The organism is Pseudomonas sp. YQ_6 (assembly GCF_043103245.1).
GTDB classification, from domain to species: domain Bacteria; phylum Pseudomonadota; class Gammaproteobacteria; order Pseudomonadales; family Pseudomonadaceae; genus Aquipseudomonas; species Aquipseudomonas alloputida.
Genome location: NZ_JBICJR010000017.1, coordinates 14716 through 31465 on the forward strand (window position 1 = coordinate 14716; position 16750 = coordinate 31465).

At 61.1% G+C, this 16750-nt stretch carries 19 protein-coding genes and 1 tRNA gene; 17 read left to right on the plus strand and 3 right to left on the minus strand.

Annotation, left to right across the window (positions count from 1 at the left end; translation table 11 throughout):
- Positions 1-261 precede the first annotated feature (261 nt).
- The 7 genes from ACF8FG_RS04755 (at position 262) to ACF8FG_RS04785 (ending at position 7199) form a co-directional block, all read left to right on the plus strand.
- The gene (locus tag ACF8FG_RS04755; protein ID WP_014591562.1) at positions 262-1221 is read left to right on the plus strand and encodes a sugar ABC transporter substrate-binding protein; all 960 of its coding nucleotides are present in this window, start codon (positions 262-264) and stop codon (positions 1219-1221) included.
- Between the two features lie 20 nt (positions 1222-1241).
- On the plus strand, positions 1242-2795 hold the full coding sequence (locus ACF8FG_RS04760; protein WP_014591561.1) for a sugar ABC transporter ATP-binding protein: 1554 nt from the start codon (positions 1242-1244) through the stop codon (positions 2793-2795).
- The gene (locus ACF8FG_RS04765) at positions 2792-3787 is read left to right on the plus strand and encodes an ABC transporter permease (protein ID WP_014591560.1); all 996 of its coding nucleotides are present in this window, start codon (positions 2792-2794) and stop codon (positions 3785-3787) included. Before ACF8FG_RS04760 ends, ACF8FG_RS04765 begins: the two co-directional genes overlap by 4 nt.
- Before the next feature lie 4 nt (positions 3788-3791).
- Positions 3792-4814: a LacI family DNA-binding transcriptional regulator gene (locus tag ACF8FG_RS04770; protein ID WP_014591559.1), complete on the plus strand. Its 1023-nt coding sequence runs from the start codon at positions 3792-3794 to the stop codon at positions 4812-4814.
- 15 nt (positions 4815-4829) lie between these two features.
- Positions 4830-5738 (plus strand): ribokinase, encoded by a 909-nt coding sequence (rbsK, locus tag ACF8FG_RS04775; RefSeq protein ID WP_014591558.1) that lies wholly within the window; start codon positions 4830-4832, stop codon positions 5736-5738.
- On the plus strand, positions 5735-6133 hold the full coding sequence (rbsD, locus tag ACF8FG_RS04780; protein WP_003250646.1) for a D-ribose pyranase: 399 nt from the start codon (positions 5735-5737) through the stop codon (positions 6131-6133). Before rbsK ends, rbsD begins: the two co-directional genes overlap by 4 nt.
- Positions 6134-6197: 64 nt before the next feature.
- Positions 6198-7199 carry a nucleoside hydrolase gene (locus tag ACF8FG_RS04785; protein ID WP_135198795.1) on the plus strand — a complete coding sequence of 334 codons (1002 nt, stop codon included), beginning with the start codon at positions 6198-6200 and terminating at the stop codon, positions 7197-7199.
- Here ACF8FG_RS04785 and ACF8FG_RS04790 read toward each other — a convergent pair.
- Positions 7171-7383 (minus strand): hypothetical protein, encoded by a 213-nt coding sequence (locus tag ACF8FG_RS04790; RefSeq protein WP_003250649.1) that lies wholly within the window; start codon positions 7381-7383, stop codon positions 7171-7173. The two genes, ACF8FG_RS04785 and ACF8FG_RS04790, sit on opposite strands and share 29 nt — an antisense overlap.
- A 274-nt stretch (positions 7384-7657) precedes the next feature.
- On the opposite strand from ACF8FG_RS04790, the gene ACF8FG_RS04795 reads away from it, so the two are divergent.
- The gene (locus ACF8FG_RS04795; RefSeq protein ID WP_014591556.1) at positions 7658-7978 is read left to right on the plus strand and encodes an I78 family peptidase inhibitor; all 321 of its coding nucleotides are present in this window, start codon (positions 7658-7660) and stop codon (positions 7976-7978) included.
- Positions 7979-8178: 200 nt separating this feature from the next.
- Here the strand turns inward: ACF8FG_RS04795 and ACF8FG_RS04800 are convergent, their stop codons facing one another.
- Both ACF8FG_RS04800 and ACF8FG_RS04805 read right to left on the minus strand, forming a co-directional pair.
- Positions 8179-8391 carry a cold-shock protein gene (locus tag ACF8FG_RS04800; RefSeq protein ID WP_003250656.1) on the minus strand — a complete coding sequence of 71 codons (213 nt, stop codon included), beginning with the start codon at positions 8389-8391 and terminating at the stop codon, positions 8179-8181.
- 162 nt (positions 8392-8553) lie between these two features.
- On the minus strand, positions 8554-8859 hold the full coding sequence (locus ACF8FG_RS04805; RefSeq protein WP_012052881.1) for a hypothetical protein: 306 nt from the start codon (positions 8857-8859) through the stop codon (positions 8554-8556).
- A gap of 338 nt (positions 8860-9197) precedes the next feature.
- On the opposite strand from ACF8FG_RS04805, the gene thrS reads away from it, so the two are divergent.
- The 9 genes from thrS to ACF8FG_RS04850 all read left to right on the plus strand — a co-directional run bounded on the left by thrS (position 9198) and on the right by ACF8FG_RS04850 (position 16684).
- Complete coding sequence (gene thrS, locus ACF8FG_RS04810) at positions 9198-11120, plus strand: threonine--tRNA ligase (RefSeq protein ID WP_392518621.1); 1923 nt, start codon at positions 9198-9200, stop codon at positions 11118-11120.
- Positions 11120-11671, plus strand: coding sequence for a translation initiation factor IF-3 (gene infC / locus ACF8FG_RS04815; RefSeq protein WP_012052879.1), 552 nt, complete (start codon positions 11120-11122; stop codon positions 11669-11671). Before thrS ends, infC begins: the two co-directional genes overlap by 1 nt.
- A 60-nt stretch (positions 11672-11731) precedes the next feature.
- Positions 11732-11926: a 50S ribosomal protein L35 gene (gene rpmI / locus ACF8FG_RS04820; protein WP_003250667.1), complete on the plus strand. Its 195-nt coding sequence runs from the start codon at positions 11732-11734 to the stop codon at positions 11924-11926.
- Between the two features lie 27 nt (positions 11927-11953).
- Positions 11954-12310, plus strand: a complete 357-nt coding sequence (rplT, locus tag ACF8FG_RS04825; RefSeq protein WP_003250671.1) for a 50S ribosomal protein L20 — start codon at positions 11954-11956, stop codon at positions 12308-12310.
- Between the two features lie 109 nt (positions 12311-12419).
- Positions 12420-13436 carry a phenylalanine--tRNA ligase subunit alpha gene (gene pheS, locus ACF8FG_RS04830; protein WP_003250674.1) on the plus strand — a complete coding sequence of 339 codons (1017 nt, stop codon included), beginning with the start codon at positions 12420-12422 and terminating at the stop codon, positions 13434-13436.
- 31 nt (positions 13437-13467) lie between these two features.
- The gene (gene pheT / locus ACF8FG_RS04835; RefSeq protein ID WP_019438785.1) at positions 13468-15849 is read left to right on the plus strand and encodes a phenylalanine--tRNA ligase subunit beta; all 2382 of its coding nucleotides are present in this window, start codon (positions 13468-13470) and stop codon (positions 15847-15849) included.
- A 4-nt stretch (positions 15850-15853) separates the two neighbouring features.
- The gene (ihfA, locus tag ACF8FG_RS04840) at positions 15854-16156 is read left to right on the plus strand and encodes an integration host factor subunit alpha (RefSeq protein ID WP_003250679.1); all 303 of its coding nucleotides are present in this window, start codon (positions 15854-15856) and stop codon (positions 16154-16156) included.
- Positions 16137-16493 carry a MerR family transcriptional regulator gene (locus tag ACF8FG_RS04845; RefSeq protein WP_003250681.1) on the plus strand — a complete coding sequence of 119 codons (357 nt, stop codon included), beginning with the start codon at positions 16137-16139 and terminating at the stop codon, positions 16491-16493. The genes ihfA and ACF8FG_RS04845 overlap by 20 nt, the downstream gene beginning before the upstream one ends.
- 114 nt (positions 16494-16607) lie before the next feature.
- A tRNA-Pro gene (locus ACF8FG_RS04850) sits at positions 16608-16684 on the plus strand.
- Positions 16685-16750 lie beyond the last annotated feature (66 nt).

The following is a 16750-nucleotide window of genomic DNA, read 5'->3' on the forward strand; positions in this document are numbered from 1 at the left end:
TTGCAATGGGCTGTGTAGCAGCCCCGACAATGTGTGATGTTGCACCGAGCCGCGCCTGCCAAAGGCGGCATTGCATTCGTAATTCCGAACAAATAAAGGAAAAGGTGTTCGGTTTTTCGGAAAAGACTGCATAATCGGCCCCAGCAGCACTTTGGCCTCCGAAAGCCAAACGGATTTGACAAACAACGGTCCTGTTACCATAGTTGGTCAACGCAAACGTTTGCGATCCGACAAAAAACACAAGATTCGGAGTCATCGTTCATGAAGCTGCCGTTCGCCGGTCGTCTGCTGGCCCTCGCTGTCATTTCCTCGCTTAGCCTCACCTTGCCATTGTCTGCCGCCCACGCTGAAGACAAGCCTAAGGTCGCCCTTGTCATGAAGTCGCTGGCCAACGAGTTCTTCCGCACCATGGAAGACGGCGCCAAGGACTACCAGAAAACCCACGCCGATGAGTTCGAGCTGATCGCCAACGGCATCAAGAACGAGACCGACACTGGCGAGCAGATCCGCATCGTCGAGCAGATGGTCAATGCCGGCGCCAAAGCGCTGGTGATTGCCCCGGCTGATTCCAAGGCGCTTGTGTCGGCGGTGAAGAAGGCCATGGACCAGGGCGTGGTGGTGATCAACATCGACAACCGTCTGGACCCTGATCTGCTAAAGAGCAAAGGCATCAGCGTTCCCTTCGTCGGCCCCGACAACCGCAAGGGCGCGCGCCTGGTTGGCGATTACCTGGCCAGCCAGAAGCTCAAGGCCGGCGACCAGGTGGGCATCATCGAAGGCGTGTCGACCACCACCAATGCCCAGCAGCGCACCGCCGGCTTCAAGGACGCCATGGACGCCGCGCAGATGAAAATCGTCTCGGTACAAAGCGGCAATTGGGAGATCGACAAAGGCAACGCCGTCGCCGCCTCCATGCTCAACGAATACCCCGACCTGAAGGCCTTGCTGGCCGGCAACGACAGCATGGCCCTGGGCGCTGTGTCCGCCGTGCGTGCCGCTGGCAAGACCGGCCAGGTGCAAGTGGTGGGCTATGACAACATCAATGCCATCAAGCCAATGCTTGAAGACGGTCGGGTGCTTGCCACCCTCGACCAGGCCGCCAGCCAGCAGGCGGTGTATGGCATTCAGGCGGCGCTGAAAATGGTCAAGGGCGAAAAGCCTGATGTGAATGCCGACAACGTCATTCAGACCCCGGTCGAACTCATCACCAAGAAGCCCTGATGCTGCCAGGAGAATCGGCCATGCCTGCATCGGCCAATGAAGTGGTGCTTGCCGCCAGCGGCCTGGGCAAGACCTACGCCCAGCCCGTACTTGGCGAGGTCAGCCTGAGCCTGCGCGCCGGCGAAGTGCTGGCCCTGACCGGCGAGAACGGCGCGGGCAAGAGTACGTTGTCCAAGCTCATCAGCGGCCTGGAGGTGCCCACCACCGGGCACATGACCTACCGCGGCCAGGCCTACGCGCCCGGCAGTCGCGGCGAGGCCGAACGCCTTGGGGTGCGCATGGTCATGCAGGAGCTGAACCTGCTGCCGACGCTGACCGTGGCGGAAAACCTGTTTCTCGACAACCTGCCCAGCCGCTTCGGCTGGATCAGCCACAAGCGCTTGCGCCAGCTGGCAACGGCTGCCATGGCTCGGGTCGGGCTCGACGCCATCGACCCGGACACCCCTGTCGGCGAACTGGGCATCGGCCATCAGCAAATGGTCGAGATTGCCCGCAACCTGATCGGTGACTGCCATGTGCTGATCCTGGACGAGCCCACTGCCATGCTCACTGCGCGTGAGGTGGCGTTGCTGTTCACCCAGATCGAGCGCCTGCGCGCCCGCGGCGTGGCCATCGTCTATATCTCGCATCGCTTGGAAGAGTTGCAGCGTGTGGCCCAACGCATCGTTGTACTGCGCGATGGCAAGCTGGTGTGCGACGAGCCGATCCAACGCTACAGCAGCGCCGAGCTGGTCAACCTGATGGTCGGCCGCGAGCTGGGCGAGCATATCGACCTGGGCCGACGGCAGTTGGGTGCACCGCTGCTCAAGGTCGACAAGTTGTGCCGCGGCGACAAGGTGCGCGAGGTGTCGTTCGAAGTCAGGGCAGGAGAGATTTTTGGCATTTCCGGCCTGATCGGCGCCGGCCGTACCGAGCTGCTGCGCCTGATCTACGGTGCCGATCGCGCCGACAGCGGCGGTATCGCGCTGGGCCAGCCGCCGCAGGCGGTAAACATCGACTCGCCCAAGGCTGCAGTGCGGGCCGGTATCGCGCTGATAACCGAAGACCGCAAAGGCGAGGGCCTGCTGTTGACGCAGTCGATCAGCGCCAACATTGCGTTGGGCAACCTGGGCGCGGTATCGCGCGCCGGTGTGCTCGATGGTGAAGCGGAAAAGGCCTTGGCCGAACGCCAGATCCAGGCCATGCGCATTCGCAGTGCTGGCGCGCAGCAAGTGGTGGGTGAGCTGTCTGGCGGTAACCAGCAGAAGGTAGTGATCGGCCGCTGGCTGGAGCGCGATTGCCAGGTGCTGCTGTTCGACGAACCCACGCGTGGCATCGATGTGGGCGCCAAGTTCGACATTTATGGCCTGCTGGCCGAGCTGGCGCGTCAAGGCAAGGCCTTGGTGGTGGTGTCCAGTGACCTGCGCGAACTGATGCTGATTTGCGACCGCATCGCCGTGCTGTCCGCCGGCCGCCTGATCGACACCTTCGCGCGTGATCATTGGAGCCAGGACCAGTTGCTTGCCGCCGCCTTCGCCGGTTACCAGAAACGTGACGCGCTGCTGCATGATGCAGCCCCCAGGATGGATGCATGAAAACCACCCCGCTCAACAATCAGGAAGCCGCCCCCGTGCGCCGCAGCGGTACGTACTTTGGCCTGGGCACCTACCTGGGCCTGGCTGGCGCCTTGCTGGCGATGATCGTGCTGTTCTCGTTCCTCAGCAGCCACTTCTGGTCGTATGGCACCTTCAGCACGCTGGCCAACCAGATCCCGGACCTGATGGTGCTGGCGGTGGGCATGACCTTCGTGCTGATCATCGGCGGCATCGACCTGTCGGTGGGCTCGGTCCTGGCACTGGCCGCCTCGACGGTGAGCGTGGCGATACTCGGCTGGGGCTGGGGCGTGCTGCCCTCGGCGCTGCTGGGCATGGCCGTGGCTGCACTGGCCGGCAGCATTACCGGTGGCGTCACCGTGGCCTGGCGCATCCCCTCGTTCATCGTTTCGCTTGGTGTGCTGGAGATGGCCCGTGGCCTGGCCTACCAGTTCACCGACTCGCGCACCGCCTATATCGGCGACGCCTACGCCTGGTTCTCCAACCCGGTCGCCTTTGGTGTTTCGCCAGCGTTCATCATCGCCTTGTTGGTGATCGTGCTCGCCCAGTTGGTCCTGACGCGCACGGTGTTCGGTCGTTACCTGATCGGTATCGGCACCAACGAAGAGGCCGTGCGCCTGGCCGGTATCGATCCGCGCCCTTACAAAGTGCTGGTGTTCGCCCTGATGGGGCTGCTCGCCGGCCTGGCCGCGCTGTTCCAGATCTCGCGGCTGGAAGCGGCCGACCCCAATGCCGGCGCTGGCCTGGAGCTGCAGGTCATTGCCGCGGTCGTGATCGGCGGCACCAGCCTGATGGGCGGGCGTGGATCGGTCATCAGCACCTTCTTTGGCGTACTGATCATTTCCGTATTGGCCGCCGGGCTGGCGCAGATCGGTGCCAGCGAGCCGACCAAACGCATCATCACCGGGGCGGTGATCGTCATCGCCGTGGTGCTCGACACTTACCGTAGCCGGCGCGCAGGCCGGCGGAACTGACAACATGGCAACCATCAAAGACGTCGCGGCACTGGCGGGTATTTCCTACACCACCGTGTCCCATGTACTCAACAAGACCCGTCCGGTCAGCGAGCAGGTGCGGCTGAAAGTGGAAGCCGCCATCATCGAACTGGATTACGTGCCCAGTGCGGTGGCGCGCTCGCTGAAAGCGCGCAGCACGGCCACCATCGGCCTGTTGGTGCCCAACAGCGTCAACCCGTACTTCGCCGAGCTGGCGCGGGGTATCGAAGATGCCTGCGAGCGCAACGGCTATTGCGTAATCCTGTGCAACTCCGACGACAACCCGCAGAAGCAGCGCAGCTACCTGCGCGTGCTGCTGGAAAAGCGCATCGACGGCCTGGTAGTGGCCTCGGTGGGCCAGGACGACGACCTGCTGCAAAGCCTGGCCAGTGTGCGCACGCCAATGGTCATCGTCGACCGTGAACTGGAAGGCGTCGATGCCGACCTGGTGCGCATTGACCACGAGCAGGGGGCGTACCTGGCCACCCGGCATCTGCTGGAACTTGGCCATCGCGACGTCGCCTATATCGGCGGCCCCGCCGAAACCGGGGTTACCCAGCTGCGCCTGAGCGGCTTCCGCCGTGCCATGGCCGAAGCCGGTGCGCCCGTACCGGGCAGCCGTGTACTGCACTGCGACTTCACCAGCCCGGGTGGCCATGCAGCGGCGGCGCAGGTGCTGGAAGGCAAGCGGCCCTCGGCGATTTTTGCCGGCAACGACATGATCGGCTTTGGTGTGCTGCGCGCTGCAGCCGAACGCAATATCAGCGTACCCGGCGAGCTGTCGGTGATCGGCTTCGACGACATCGAACTGAGCCGCTACGTGTACCCACCACTGACCACCGTGGGCCAGTCGATCCGCGAACTGGGCGAGAGCGCTGCCTCGTTGCTGCTGACGCGTATCGCTACGCCCCGGCAAGGCGCGGCGGAGCAGCGCATTGTCGCCCCGCGTATCGTCTTGCGTGAGTCCACCGGGCCGCGCCCGGACCTGTTCAATGAATACCGTTAACGCTAAGGAAACGTCATGAATGCCAAGGTTGTGGTGGTCGGCAGCCTCAACATGGACCTGGTGGTCCGCGCCCAGCGCCTGCCACGGGCCGGCGAAACCCTCCCCGGCGATAGCTTTTTCACGGTGCCGGGCGGCAAGGGTGCCAACCAGGCGGTGGCGGTAGCGCGGCTGGGGGGCAGCGTGGCGATGATCGGTAATGTGGGGGATGATGATTACGGTCGGCAGCTGCACCGGGCATTATATGTCGAGGGTATCGACTGTCAGGGTGTCAGCACCTGCCCGGGCACGTCCAGTGGTGTGGCGCTGATCACGGTGGATGCTGCCAGCCAGAACTGTATTGTCATCATTCCCGGCGCCAACGGCCTACTTACGCCGCAGTCGGTGCTGCACTTCGATGCACTGCTGCAGGCCGCCGAGGTGGTCATCTGCCAACTGGAAGTGCCCACTGAGACTGTGGCTTGCACACTGGCCAGGGCGCGTGAGCTGGGCAAGCAGGTCATCCTGAACCCGGCGCCTGCTACCGGCCCTTTGCCTGCGGACTGGTTTGCGCATATCGATTACCTTACCCCTAACGAAAGCGAGGCCGAAGCCTTGACCGGTGTGGCGGTGACCGACCAGGACAGTGCCCGGCGCGCAGGCGAGCGCTTGCTGCAACTGGGGGCAGGCAAAGTGATCATCACCTTGGGTGCGCAAGGTGCCTTGCTGGTTACTGCCCAAGGTCATCAGCACTATCCGGCGCCGCACGTGCAACCGCTGGACACCACCGCTGCCGGCGATACCTTCATTGGTGGCTTTGCTGCCGGCCTGGTGCGTGGGCTGGAGGAGGGGGAGGCGATCGCCTTTGGCCAGCGTGCCGCAGCATTGTCGGTTACCCGTGCCGGTGCCCAACCGTCGATTCCCTATCTGGCGGAGCTGACGCCATGAAGAAAACCCCGCTGTTGAACGTTGCCCTGTCGCGGGTCATTGCCGGTATGGGGCATGGCGATATCCTGGTGATTGGCGATGCCGGGCTGCCGGTGCCGCCGGGTGTGGAACTGATCGACCTGGCCATTACGCCTGGCCTGCCGGACTTCGCCAGCGTGCTGCGGGTGGTGCTGAGCGAACTGCAAGTTGAGCGGCATGTGCTGGCAGAAGAAATGCAGAAAGTGGTGCCACCCGCGCTGGTCGAAATCGAGCGACTGAAGGGCAAGCTGGGCAAGCGCGAATGGCTGACCCATGAGGATTTCAAAGTGCTGTCGCGCAGTGCCCGTGCGGTGGTGCGCACAGGCGAGTGCCAGCCCTACAGCAACATTGCCCTCATCTCCGGCGTCACCTTCTAGCCGCTTCCACAAAGGACGTCGGGCTGTGTAAACGCATGATTCATAGGCAACAGGAGTGCCACCCATGCTCAAGTCCCTGCTACAAGGAGTCGTCTTCATGGCCACAGCCTCCACCCTCCAGGCCGCACCCATCGATCTGATCATCGACACCGATCCCGGCGCCGACGATCTGGTGGCGCTGTTTCTGGCCATGGCTTCGCCCAACGAACTCAGTATCCGCGCCATCACCACCGTGGCCGGCAACGTTCGCCTGGACAAGACCTCGCGCAATGCCCGCCTGGCCCGCGAATGGGCGGGGCGTGAAGACATCCCGGTGTACGCTGGTGCCGGCCGCCCATTGGTGCGCACGCCGATCTACGCCGCCGACGTTCATGGCGAAGAAGGCCTCACCGGCGTACAGGTGCACGAGCCGAAAGCGCCCCTGGCCCAGGGCAATGCCGTGCAATACCTGGTCGATACCCTCGGCGCAGCCAAACCGCACAGCATCACCGTCGCCATGCTCGGCCCGCAGACCAACCTGGCCCTGGCGCTGATCCAGCGCCCGAGCATCGCCAAAGGCATCAAGGAGGTGGTGGTCATGGGGGGAGCGCATTTCAACGGCGGCAACATCACCCCGGTGGCGGAGTTCAACCTCTACGCCGACCCGCACGCCGCCGAAGTGGTGCTGGCCAGCGGCGTGCAGCTGACCTACCTGCCGCTGGATGTCACGCACAAGCTGCTGACCAGTAACGCCCGCCTGAAGCAACTGGCAGCCGTGAACAACCAGGCCAGCAAGCGCGTGGTGGATATCCTCAATGCCTACATCACCCACGATATGGACGTGTATGGCATACCTGGCGGCCCCGTTCACGACGCCAGCGTCGTCGCCTACCTGTTAAAGCCCGAACTGTTCAGTGGCCGGCGTATCCACATGAGCATCGACAGCCGCGAAGGGCCCACTTTCGGCCAGACAATCGCAGACTGGTACGGTGTACTCAAGCGGCCGGCAAATGTGCTGTGGGTGGAGCAGGGTGATGCCCAGGGGCTGTTCGACCTGCTCAGTGACCGTCTGGCGCGATTGGAATAGCCGCGTGCGGCGCGTAGCGCTCGAACACCTGGTCGATGAAGCTGCGTGCCGCCTCGGCACCGTTGTCGCGCACCAACAGGTCGATGGCGATCAACAGCAACTCTTCCGGTGTGCCAGGGCTGTACGCGCTCTGGCCCTCGGCCCATTTGACCTTGATATCGGCATCGATGCTGTGGGTGCTCATGAAAAGCTCTCGCTAGGGGCCCGGAACGAAGGAGGAACACCTGACCCTGGTGTTCGATGGAGGCGGGATGCGCTCCACTTCTTGCAGCAAATCATGGCTTTGCGCCGGTGACCGTGCGAGCTAAGCATATGGCAAACGCAGCGTGTTGTGCAAAATTCGGTCACGATTGCTTTTCGCCTCGCCGCTGCAGTTCAGGCAGACTTGACCGGTTTTGCAACAAATGATGAGCGGAGCTGTCGGATCAGGCAGTTCCCGGACCGATTTAGGAGGCTTCATGTTCCGTACCCGTGCTTACCTGGCAACTCTGGCTGTGGCTGCTGTCCTGGCGGGTTGCAGCACTGGTGGCAATGCTGATGGTGGTGCTGCGCCGGCCGCGCCAGTGGGCAACGATGGCCGCTGCGAAGCCAGTGGTGCCGACTTTGCCATGGGCAAGCAGGCCAGCGCTGAATTGCTGGAGCAGGCACGCAAGGCCAGCGGCTCGCAGATGGCGCGCATTCTCAAGCCGCACGACGTGGTCACCCTGGAGTACCGCTCCGAGCGCCTGAATCTGAACGTGGACGAGCAGGGCAGGGTAACCCGCGTCAACTGCGGTTGATGCACGCGCGGGCAACTGCCTTGCGCAAAATGTGAAAAGCCTGCGCGGTCGCCTGTAGGAGCGGGTTCGCCCGCGAACCCGGGCAAAGCCCGTGCCATTCACCCTACAATCTGTTTCGCAGGCAATCCCGCCCCACTCAGATGATGCATCACCCATAAAAAAACCCGCCACAAGGGCGGGTTTTTTTACAGCTATCCGAATTACTCCGGACGAACCTGTGCAGCCTGCATGCCCTTCTGGCCGCGCTCGGCGACGAAGGAAACAGTCTGGCCTTCTTTCAGGCTCTTGAAGCCGTCAGATTCGATGGCTTTGAAGTGTACGAACAGGTCGTCGCCGCCGCCTGCTGGGGTGATGAAGCCGTAGCCTTTCTCATCATTGAACCATTTGACGGTGCCTTGTTGGCGATTGGACATGGGTGAATCTCCAGAACATTTAGTTTTTTCAGTGGTGCAATGCGGCCGAGGCTACGGAGCACGAGATACATCATAGTCTAATTCTGCGCATCTAGCGCCTTTTACCTTCGCAGGATATTGATCCAGCTCAAAGAATGGCTGGCCATCACCGGCTTTAAGGTTTCAGCTCTTCGGTGCGCAGGCCTGTTTCACCACCGACTGCGCCTTCTGCATCAGCTTGGCGTCAACGCCGTCCTTGCTGTCGAGGTCGGCAATCTCGGCGTCGGTGAAGTTCTTTTTGATGGCTTGCGCGCCGCAGTCGCAGTGTTTTTTCGCGGTGGCAGCGTCAACGCCCTGGCCGCTGGCCACTTGCGTGCACTGGGTCATGTAGGCGGCCTCCTTCCCGGCTGGGAAGTTGCCGGCGTTCGCGGCCACGGGCAGCAGCAGGGCGCCAGCGGCCGCCAGGGCCAGAAGAGACGGAACTCGCATCACCAGTTACTCCTTGGGTTTAGGTCTCATCAAGAGTAGGTTGCTTCCCAAAGTCTGAGCGGTATTTTTCCGCGTTAGTTCACCGCTGCGGTGCAATTTCCAAATATTTCTGCCTGGGGTGCAACCCGCGTGCTAGCATGCTCGGCTTGCGGTCGCGCTGTTGCCGGCTGCAGCTATCTTTTTTCTTTCCAGTCACTCTGGTTCGTCCCTGACAAGCCGAAAGGCTTCTGCCACTGTGGGGCAGGCTTCCTTTTACCGGAAGGCAGGTCGGATCTTGTACTGGCTCATCCCAACCCACGTGACCTTTGGTAGGGGTCACCACTAGGAGAGGAGGCGCCATGCCCATTATTACTCTTCCCGATGGCAGTCAACGTTCGTTCGATCACGCCGTATCCGTAGCCGAAGTAGCCGCTTCCATCGGCGCTGGCCTGGCCAAGGCCACCGTTGCCGGCAAGGTCGACGGCAAGCTGGTCGATGCGTGTGACCTGATCAGCAACGACGCCACCCTGCAGATCATCACCCCTAAAGATGAAGAGGGACTGGAGATCATTCGTCACTCGTGCGCCCACTTGGTTGGCCACGCCGTGAAGCAGCTGTACCCGACCGCCAAGATGGTGATCGGCCCGGTCATTGACGAAGGCTTCTATTACGACATCGCCTACGAACGCCCCTTCACCCCAGAAGACATGGCCGCCATCGAAAAGCGCATGATGGAGCTGATCGAAAAAGACTACGACGTGGTCAAGAAAATGACCCCGCGCGCCGAAGTCATCGATGTGTTCAAGGCCCGTGGCGAAGACTACAAACTGCGTCTGGTCGAAGATATGCCGGATGAACAGGCCATGGGCCTGTACTACCACGAAGAATACGTCGACATGTGCCGCGGCCCGCACGTGCCGAACACCCGCTTCCTCAAGGCATTCAAGCTGACCAAGCTGTCCGGCGCCTACTGGCGTGGCGATGCCAAGAACGAGCAACTGCAGCGCGTGTACGGCACGGCCTGGGCTGACAAGAAGCAACTGGCTGCGTACATCCAGCGCATCGAAGAAGCCGAAAAACGCGACCACCGCAAGATCGGCAAGCAGCTCGACCTGTTCCACCTGCAGGAAGAAGCCCCGGGCATGGTGTTCTGGCACGCCAACGGCTGGACCGTCTACCAGGTACTCGAGCAGTACATGCGTGGCGTGCAGCGCGAAAACGGCTACCAGGAAATCAAGACCCCGCAGGTTGTCGACCGCATCCTGTGGGAGCGTTCCGGCCACTGGTCCAACTATGCCGAGAACATGTTCACCACTTCGTCGGAAAGCCGTGACTACGCGGTAAAACCGATGAACTGCCCGTGCCACGTGCAGGTGTTCAACCAGGGCCTGAAAAGCTATCGCGACCTGCCACTGCGTCTGGCTGAGTTCGGTGCCTGCCACCGTAACGAGCCGTCCGGCGCACTGCACGGCATTATGCGCGTGCGTGGCTTCGTACAGGACGATGCGCACATTTTCTGCACCGAAGATCAGGTGAAGAAAGAAGCCGCCGACTTCATCAAGCTGACCCTGGACGTGTACAAGGACTTCGGTTTCAGCGACATCGCCATGAAACTGTCCACTCGTCCGGCCAAGCGTGTCGGTTCCGAAGAGTTGTGGGACCGTGCTGAAACAGCACTGGCCGACGCCCTGAACGAATCCGGCCTTGAGTGGGAATACCAGCCGGGCGAGGGGGCCTTCTACGGCCCGAAAATCGAGTTTACCCTGCGCGACTGCCTCGGCCGTAACTGGCAGTGCGGTACCCTGCAGTACGACCCGAACCTGCCAGAGCGTCTGGATGCCAGCTATATCGCCGAAGATAACAGCCGAGTTCGCCCGGTCATGCTGCACCGCGCTATCCTCGGTTCGTTCGAGCGCTTCATCGGCATGCTGATCGAGCACTACGCTGGCGTATTCCCGGCGTGGCTGGCCCCGACCCAGGCGGTGATCATGAATATCACCGACAAGCAGGCCGATTTCGCCCTTGAGGTTGAGAAATCTCTGAACGGAAGCGGTTTCCGTGCCAAGTCGGACTTGAGAAATGAGAAGATCGGCTTTAAAATCCGCGAGCATACTTTGCTCAAGGTCCCGTACCTTTTGGTTATAGGGGACCGCGAAGTCGAAACGCAAACCGTCGCTGTGCGTACTCGCGAAGGCGCAGACCTGGGCTCCATGCCCGTCGCCCAATTCGTTGAGCTGCTGACACAAGCGGTTTCCCGGCGTGGTCGCCAAGAATCGGAGTAATGACTATTAAGCGTGAAATGAGAAACGATAAGCGTGCTGTACCGAAGGCCCCGATCAACGAGAATATCTCGGCCCGCGAGGTTCGGTTAATTGGCGCAGACGGCGAGCAGGTTGGCATCGTCTCGATTGATGAAGCGCTGCGTATCGCTGATGAAGCGAAGCTGGACCTGGTAGAAATCTCTGCAGACGCGGTACCACCCGTTTGCAAGGTCATGGACTACGGCAAGCACCTCTTCGAGAAGAAGAAGCAGGCTAACGAAGCCAAGAAAAACCAGAAGCAGATCCAGATCAAAGAAATCAAGTTTCGTCCAGGGACGGAGGATGGGGATTACCAGGTAAAACTACGCAACCTGGTACGTTTCCTTACCGATGGGGACAAGGCCAAGATCTCTCTGAGATTCCGTGGTCGTGAGATGGCCCACCAGGAGCTGGGCATGGAGCTGTTGAAGCGGGTCGAAGCCGACCTCGCCGAATACGGCACCGTTGAGCAGCATCCGAAGATGGAAGGACGCCAGCTTATGATGGTCATCGCCCCCAAGAAAAAGAAGTAATCTCCCGGGCACGGCAGGCCTGATGATTATGTGTAATTTTATCGAATGCGGAGTTCCAACATGCCAAAAATGAAAACCAAGAGCGGTGCTGCGAAGCGCTTCCTGAAGACAGCTTCGGGCTTCAAGCACAAGCACGCTTTCAAGAGCCACATCCTGACCAAAATGTCGACCAAGCGTAAGCGTCAACTGCGCGGTGCCAGCTTGCTGCACCCGTCCGACGTCGCAAAAGTCGAGCGCATGCTGCGCGTTCGTTAATTCTGGTTAAGATAGAGGAAGTTACTCATGGCTCGTGTTAAGCGCGGCGTTATCGCTCGTAAGCGTCACAAAAAAATTCTGAAACTGGCTAAAGGTTACTACGGTGCACGTTCGCGCGTATTCCGTGTAGCCAAGCAAGCGGTCATCAAGGCAGGCCAATACGCCTACCGCGACCGTCGCCAGAAGAAGCGTCAGTTCCGCGCACTGTGGATCGCTCGTATCAACGCCGGTGCCCGCACCAACGGTCTGTCCTACAGCCGTCTGATTGCTGGCCTGAAAAAGGCTTCGATCGAAATCGACCGTAAGGTTCTGGCTGATCTGGCAGTGAACGAAAAAGCGGCGTTTGCTGCGATTGTCGAGAAAGCTAAAGCCGTTCTGGCTTAAGTACCCGCGACAATCACCCGGCGGTGCTAGCGCTGCCGGGCATTGAACGTCATCGATAGGGGAAGAGCCTTCAAAGCTCTTCCCCTATTTTCGTATCTGGAGTCTGTACATGGAAAACCTGGATGCGCTGGTCTCCCAAGCCCTAGAGGCCGTGGAACGCGCTGAAGACATCAACGCCCTGGAACAGATCCGGGTTAATTATCTCGGCAAGAAGGGCGAACTGACCCAGGTGATGAAGACCCTGGGCAACCTGCCAGCCGAAGAGCGGCCGAAAGTCGGCGCGCTGATCAACGACGCCAAAGAGCGCGTCACCGTTGTGCTCAATGCCCGCAAGGCTGCCTTTGAAGAGGCTGAGCTCAGCGCTCGCCTGGCTGCCGAATGCATTGACGTCACCCTGCCAGGCCGCGGCCAGGCCACCGGTGGCCTGCACCCGATCACCCGTACACTCGAGCGCATCGAGCAGTTCTTCACCCACATTGGTTACGGCATTGCCGAAGGCCCAGAGGTGGAAGACGACTACCACAACTTCGAAGCGCTCAACATCCCTGGCCACCACCCGGCGCGGGCGATGCACGACACCTTCTACTTCAATGCCAACATGCTGCTGCGTACCCACACCTCGCCGGTGCAGGTGCGGACCATGGAGTCCACCCAGCCGCCCATCCGCATTGTGTGCCCGGGCCGCGTATACCGCTGCGACTCGGATATCACCCACTCGCCGATGTTCCACCAGGTCGAAGGCCTGCTGATCGATCGCGATATCAACTTCGCCGACCTCAAGGGCACCATCGAAGAATTCCTGCGCGTATTCTTCGAGAAAGAACTGGCGGTCCGTTTCCGCCCATCGTTCTTCCCCTTCACCGAGCCGTCTGCAGAAGTCGACATCCAGTGCGTGATGTGTTCCGGCAACGGCTGCCGTGTGTGCAAACAAACCGGCTGGCTGGAAGTGATGGGCTGCGGCATGGTGCACCCGAATGTGTTGCGCATGTCCGGCATCGACCCAGAAGAGTTCCAGGGCTTCGCCTTCGGCATGGGTGCCGAGCGCCTGGCCATGCTGCGCTATGGCGTCAACGATTTGCGTCTGTTCTTCGACAACGACCTGCGGTTCCTAGCCCAATTCCGCTAGGCCCAATCGACGCAACTTTCAGGAGAACAGCATGAAATTCAGTGAACAGTGGCTGCGCGGTTGGGTCAACCCGCAAGTCTCCCGTGACGAACTGGTCGCCCGCCTGTCCATGGCCGGCCTCGAAGTTGACAGCGTTACCCCCGCTGCCGGCCAGTTCAGCGGCATCGTCGTGGGCGAAATTCTCGCCACCGAGCAACACCCGGACGCCGACAAGCTGCGCGTTTGCCAGGTAAGCAGCGGCCAGGAAACCTTCCAGGTTGTGTGCGGCGCCCCTAACGCCCGCCCAGGCATCAAGATCCCGTTCGCCATGATCGGTGCCGAACTGCCAGGCGACTTCAAGATCAAGAAGGCCAAGCTGCGCGGTGTCGAGTCCTTCGGCATGCTGTGCTCGGCTGCCGAACTGCAGATCAGCGAAGAAAACGACGGCCTGCTGGAACTGGCTGCCGACGCTCCGGTTGGCGAAGACATTCGCACGTACCTGAGCCTGGATGATGCCAGCATCGAAATCGGCCTGACCCCGAACCGCGGCGACTGCCTGTCCATCGCCGGCCTGGCCCGCGACGTCAGCGCCCTGTACGACACCCCGGTCACCCGCCCGGTGGTGCCAGCCGTAGCGGCCGCCCATGACGAAGTGCGCCCGGTCGAAGTCAGCGCCCCGGCTGCCTGCCCGCGCTACCTGGGCCGCGTTATCCGTAACGTTGACCTGAGCAAGCCAACCCCACTGTGGATGGTTGAACGCCTGCGCCGCAGCGACGTTCGCAGCATCGACGCCGCCGTCGACATCACCAACTACGTGATGCTCGAACTCGGCCAGCCGATGCATGCCTTCGACCTGGCAGAAATCAACGGCGGCATCCGCGTGCGCATGGCCGAAGAGGGCGAAAAGCTCGTCCTGCTCGACGGCCAGGAAGTTGCCCTGCGTGCCGACACCCTGGTCATTGCCGACCACACCCGCGCCTTGGCCATCGCCGGCGTCATGGGTGGCGAGCACAGCGGTGTGAACACCGAAAAAACCCGCGACTTGTTCCTGGAAAGCGCCTTCTTCGAGCCGATTTCCGTCGCCGGTAAAGCCCGTTCCTACGGCCTGCACACCGATGCATCGCACCGCTACGAGCGCGGCGTCGACTCGCAACTGGCCCGCGAAGCCATGGAGCGCGCCACCCAGTTGCTGCTGGACATCGTTGGCGGCGAAGCCGGCCCTGTGGTCGAAGCGGTCAGCGAACAGCACCTGCCACAAGTAGCCCCGGTCACCCTGCGTGCCGAACGCATCACCCAGATGCTTGGCATGGAAATGGAGCCGGCCCAGGTCGAGCAGCTGCTCAACGCCCTCGAGCTGACCACGACCAAGAGCGGGGAAGGGCAGTGGACCGTCCGCGTGCCAAGCCACCGCTTCGACATCAGCCTGGAAGTGGACCTGATCGAAGAGCTGGCCCGTCTGTACGGCTACAACAACCTGCCGGTTCGTTACCCGCAAGCCCGCCTGGCCCCACAGGGCAAGCCGGAAACCCGCGGTGACCTGCCGACCCTGCGCCGCCTGCTGGTTGCCCGCGGCTACCAGGAAGCCATCACCTACAGCTTCATCGATCCGAAACTGTTCGAACTGTTCAGCCCGGGCGTAGAGCCGCTGCTGCTGGCCAACCCTATCTCCAGCGACATGGCCGCCATGCGCGCCTCGCTGTGGCCGGGCCTGGTCAAGGCACTGCAGCACAACCTGAACCGCCAGCAAGACCGCGTGCGCCTGTTCGAAAGCGGCCTGCGCTTTGTCGGCCAACTGGGTGACCTGCAGCAGCAGCCAATGATTGCCGGCGTCATCACCGGCAGCCGCCTGCCAGAAGGCTGGGCCAACGGCCGCGACGGCGTCGACTTCTTCGACGTCAAAGCCGACGTGGAAGCCCTGCTGGGTTACTCCGGCGCCCTGAGTGACTTCACCTTCAGCGCCGGCAAACACCCAGCCCTGCACCCAGGCCAGACCGCTGCCATCGAGCGTGACGGCAAACTGGTCGGCTACCTCGGCGCCATCCACCCAGAGCTGGCCAAGGCCTTGGGCCTGGACCGCCCGGTGTTCCTGTTCGAGCTGGTGCTGGGCGACGTGGTCGAAGGCCGCCTGCCGAAATTCAGCGAACTGTCCAAGTTCCCGGAAACCCGTCGCGACCTGGCTTTGATCGCAGGACGTGAGGTGGCTTCTAGCGCGGTGCTTGAATTAATTCGTGACAATGCAGGCGAATGGCTCACAGACCTCAGGCTGTTTGATGTGTACCAAGGTAAAGGCATTGATCCTGATAGAAAAAGCCTTGCCGTCGGCTTGACCTGGCAGCATCCATCGCGCACTCTTAACGACGATGAGGTGAACACTACCCTGCAAAACATCCTCACCTCGCTCGAACAAAGGTTGAACACCACGTTAAGGAAATAACGGCATGGGTGCTCTGACGAAAGCTGAGATGGCCGAAAGGCTGTACGAGGAGCTGGGGCTTAACAAGCGTGAGGCCAAGGAGCTGGTCGAGCTGTTTTTCGAAGAAATTCGGCACGCACTTGAAGAGAACGAGCAGGTCAAGCTGTCCGGTTTCGGCAACTTCGACCTTCGCGACAAACGCCAGCGGCCGGGCCGCAACCCCAAGACAGGGGAAGAGATCCCGATCACCGCACGGCGCGTCGTCACCTTTCGTCCAGGGCAGAAATTGAAGGCCCGGGTTGAGGCCTATGCTGGAACCAAGCCATAACGACGAACTGCCCCCCATACCGGGCAAGCGCTACTTCACCATTGGTGAAGTGAGCGAGTTGTGTGCCGTAAAGCCACACGTGCTGCGGTATTGGGAGCAGGAGTTCGACCAGCTGAACCCTGTGAAGCGGCGGGGGAACCGGCGGTATTACCAGCGCCAAGATGTGCTGATGATCCGCCAGATTCGTGCGCTGCTGTATGATCAGGGGTTCACCATTGGCGGGGCGCGGTTGAGGCTCTCCAGTGATGAGGCTAAAGATGAATCCAGCCAGTACAAGCAGCTGATTCGGCAGATGATTGTTGAATTGGAGGATGTGTTGGTGGTTTTGAAGAAGTAAGCCGGGTTTCTGATGAGTGGAAAATTTTTTGAGAAAAAGCTTTCATTTATCAGGAGGTTAGGGTACATTCTTCAACGTTCTCGGCAAGATTGAGAACATGCTTCAAAGCCCAGTCGGGGCGTAGCGCAGCCCGGTAGCGCACTTGCATGGGGTGCAAGGGGTCGAGTGTTCGAATCACTCCGTCCCGACCATATATTTCAACGACTTAGCCACCTTCGGGTGGCTTTTTCGTTTTTGCATGTGGGGAGTTTTTCGGG

What these genes read in the sequence shown, in the direction of transcription:
- ACF8FG_RS04755 (WP_014591562.1), top strand. Translation starts at nt 262, where the DNA reads ATGAAGCTGCCGTTCGCCGGTCGTCTGCTGGCCCTCGCTGTCATTTCC.
- ACF8FG_RS04760 (WP_014591561.1), top strand. Translation starts at nt 1,242, where the DNA reads ATGCCTGCATCGGCCAATGAAGTGGTGCTTGCCGCCAGCGGCCTGGGC.
- ACF8FG_RS04765 (WP_014591560.1), top strand. Translation starts at nt 2,792, where the DNA reads ATGAAAACCACCCCGCTCAACAATCAGGAAGCCGCCCCCGTGCGCCGC.
- ACF8FG_RS04770 (WP_014591559.1), top strand. Translation starts at nt 3,792, where the DNA reads ATGGCAACCATCAAAGACGTCGCGGCACTGGCGGGTATTTCCTACACC.
- rbsK (WP_014591558.1), top strand. Translation starts at nt 4,830, where the DNA reads ATGAATGCCAAGGTTGTGGTGGTCGGCAGCCTCAACATGGACCTGGTG.
- rbsD (WP_003250646.1), top strand. Translation starts at nt 5,735, where the DNA reads ATGAAGAAAACCCCGCTGTTGAACGTTGCCCTGTCGCGGGTCATTGCC.
- ACF8FG_RS04785 (WP_135198795.1), top strand. Translation starts at nt 6,198, where the DNA reads ATGCTCAAGTCCCTGCTACAAGGAGTCGTCTTCATGGCCACAGCCTCC.
- ACF8FG_RS04790 (WP_003250649.1), bottom strand. Translation starts at nt 7,383, where the DNA reads ATGAGCACCCACAGCATCGATGCCGATATCAAGGTCAAATGGGCCGAG.
- ACF8FG_RS04795 (WP_014591556.1), top strand. Translation starts at nt 7,658, where the DNA reads ATGTTCCGTACCCGTGCTTACCTGGCAACTCTGGCTGTGGCTGCTGTC.
- ACF8FG_RS04800 (WP_003250656.1), bottom strand. Translation starts at nt 8,391, where the DNA reads ATGTCCAATCGCCAACAAGGCACCGTCAAATGGTTCAATGATGAGAAA.
- ACF8FG_RS04805 (WP_012052881.1), bottom strand. Translation starts at nt 8,859, where the DNA reads ATGCGAGTTCCGTCTCTTCTGGCCCTGGCGGCCGCTGGCGCCCTGCTG.
- thrS (WP_392518621.1), top strand. Translation starts at nt 9,198, where the DNA reads ATGCCCATTATTACTCTTCCCGATGGCAGTCAACGTTCGTTCGATCAC.
- infC (WP_012052879.1), top strand. Translation starts at nt 11,120, where the DNA reads ATGACTATTAAGCGTGAAATGAGAAACGATAAGCGTGCTGTACCGAAG.
- rpmI (WP_003250667.1), top strand. Translation starts at nt 11,732, where the DNA reads ATGCCAAAAATGAAAACCAAGAGCGGTGCTGCGAAGCGCTTCCTGAAG.
- rplT (WP_003250671.1), top strand. Translation starts at nt 11,954, where the DNA reads ATGGCTCGTGTTAAGCGCGGCGTTATCGCTCGTAAGCGTCACAAAAAA.
- pheS (WP_003250674.1), top strand. Translation starts at nt 12,420, where the DNA reads ATGGAAAACCTGGATGCGCTGGTCTCCCAAGCCCTAGAGGCCGTGGAA.
- pheT (WP_019438785.1), top strand. Translation starts at nt 13,468, where the DNA reads ATGAAATTCAGTGAACAGTGGCTGCGCGGTTGGGTCAACCCGCAAGTC.
- ihfA (WP_003250679.1), top strand. Translation starts at nt 15,854, where the DNA reads ATGGGTGCTCTGACGAAAGCTGAGATGGCCGAAAGGCTGTACGAGGAG.
- ACF8FG_RS04845 (WP_003250681.1), top strand. Translation starts at nt 16,137, where the DNA reads ATGCTGGAACCAAGCCATAACGACGAACTGCCCCCCATACCGGGCAAG.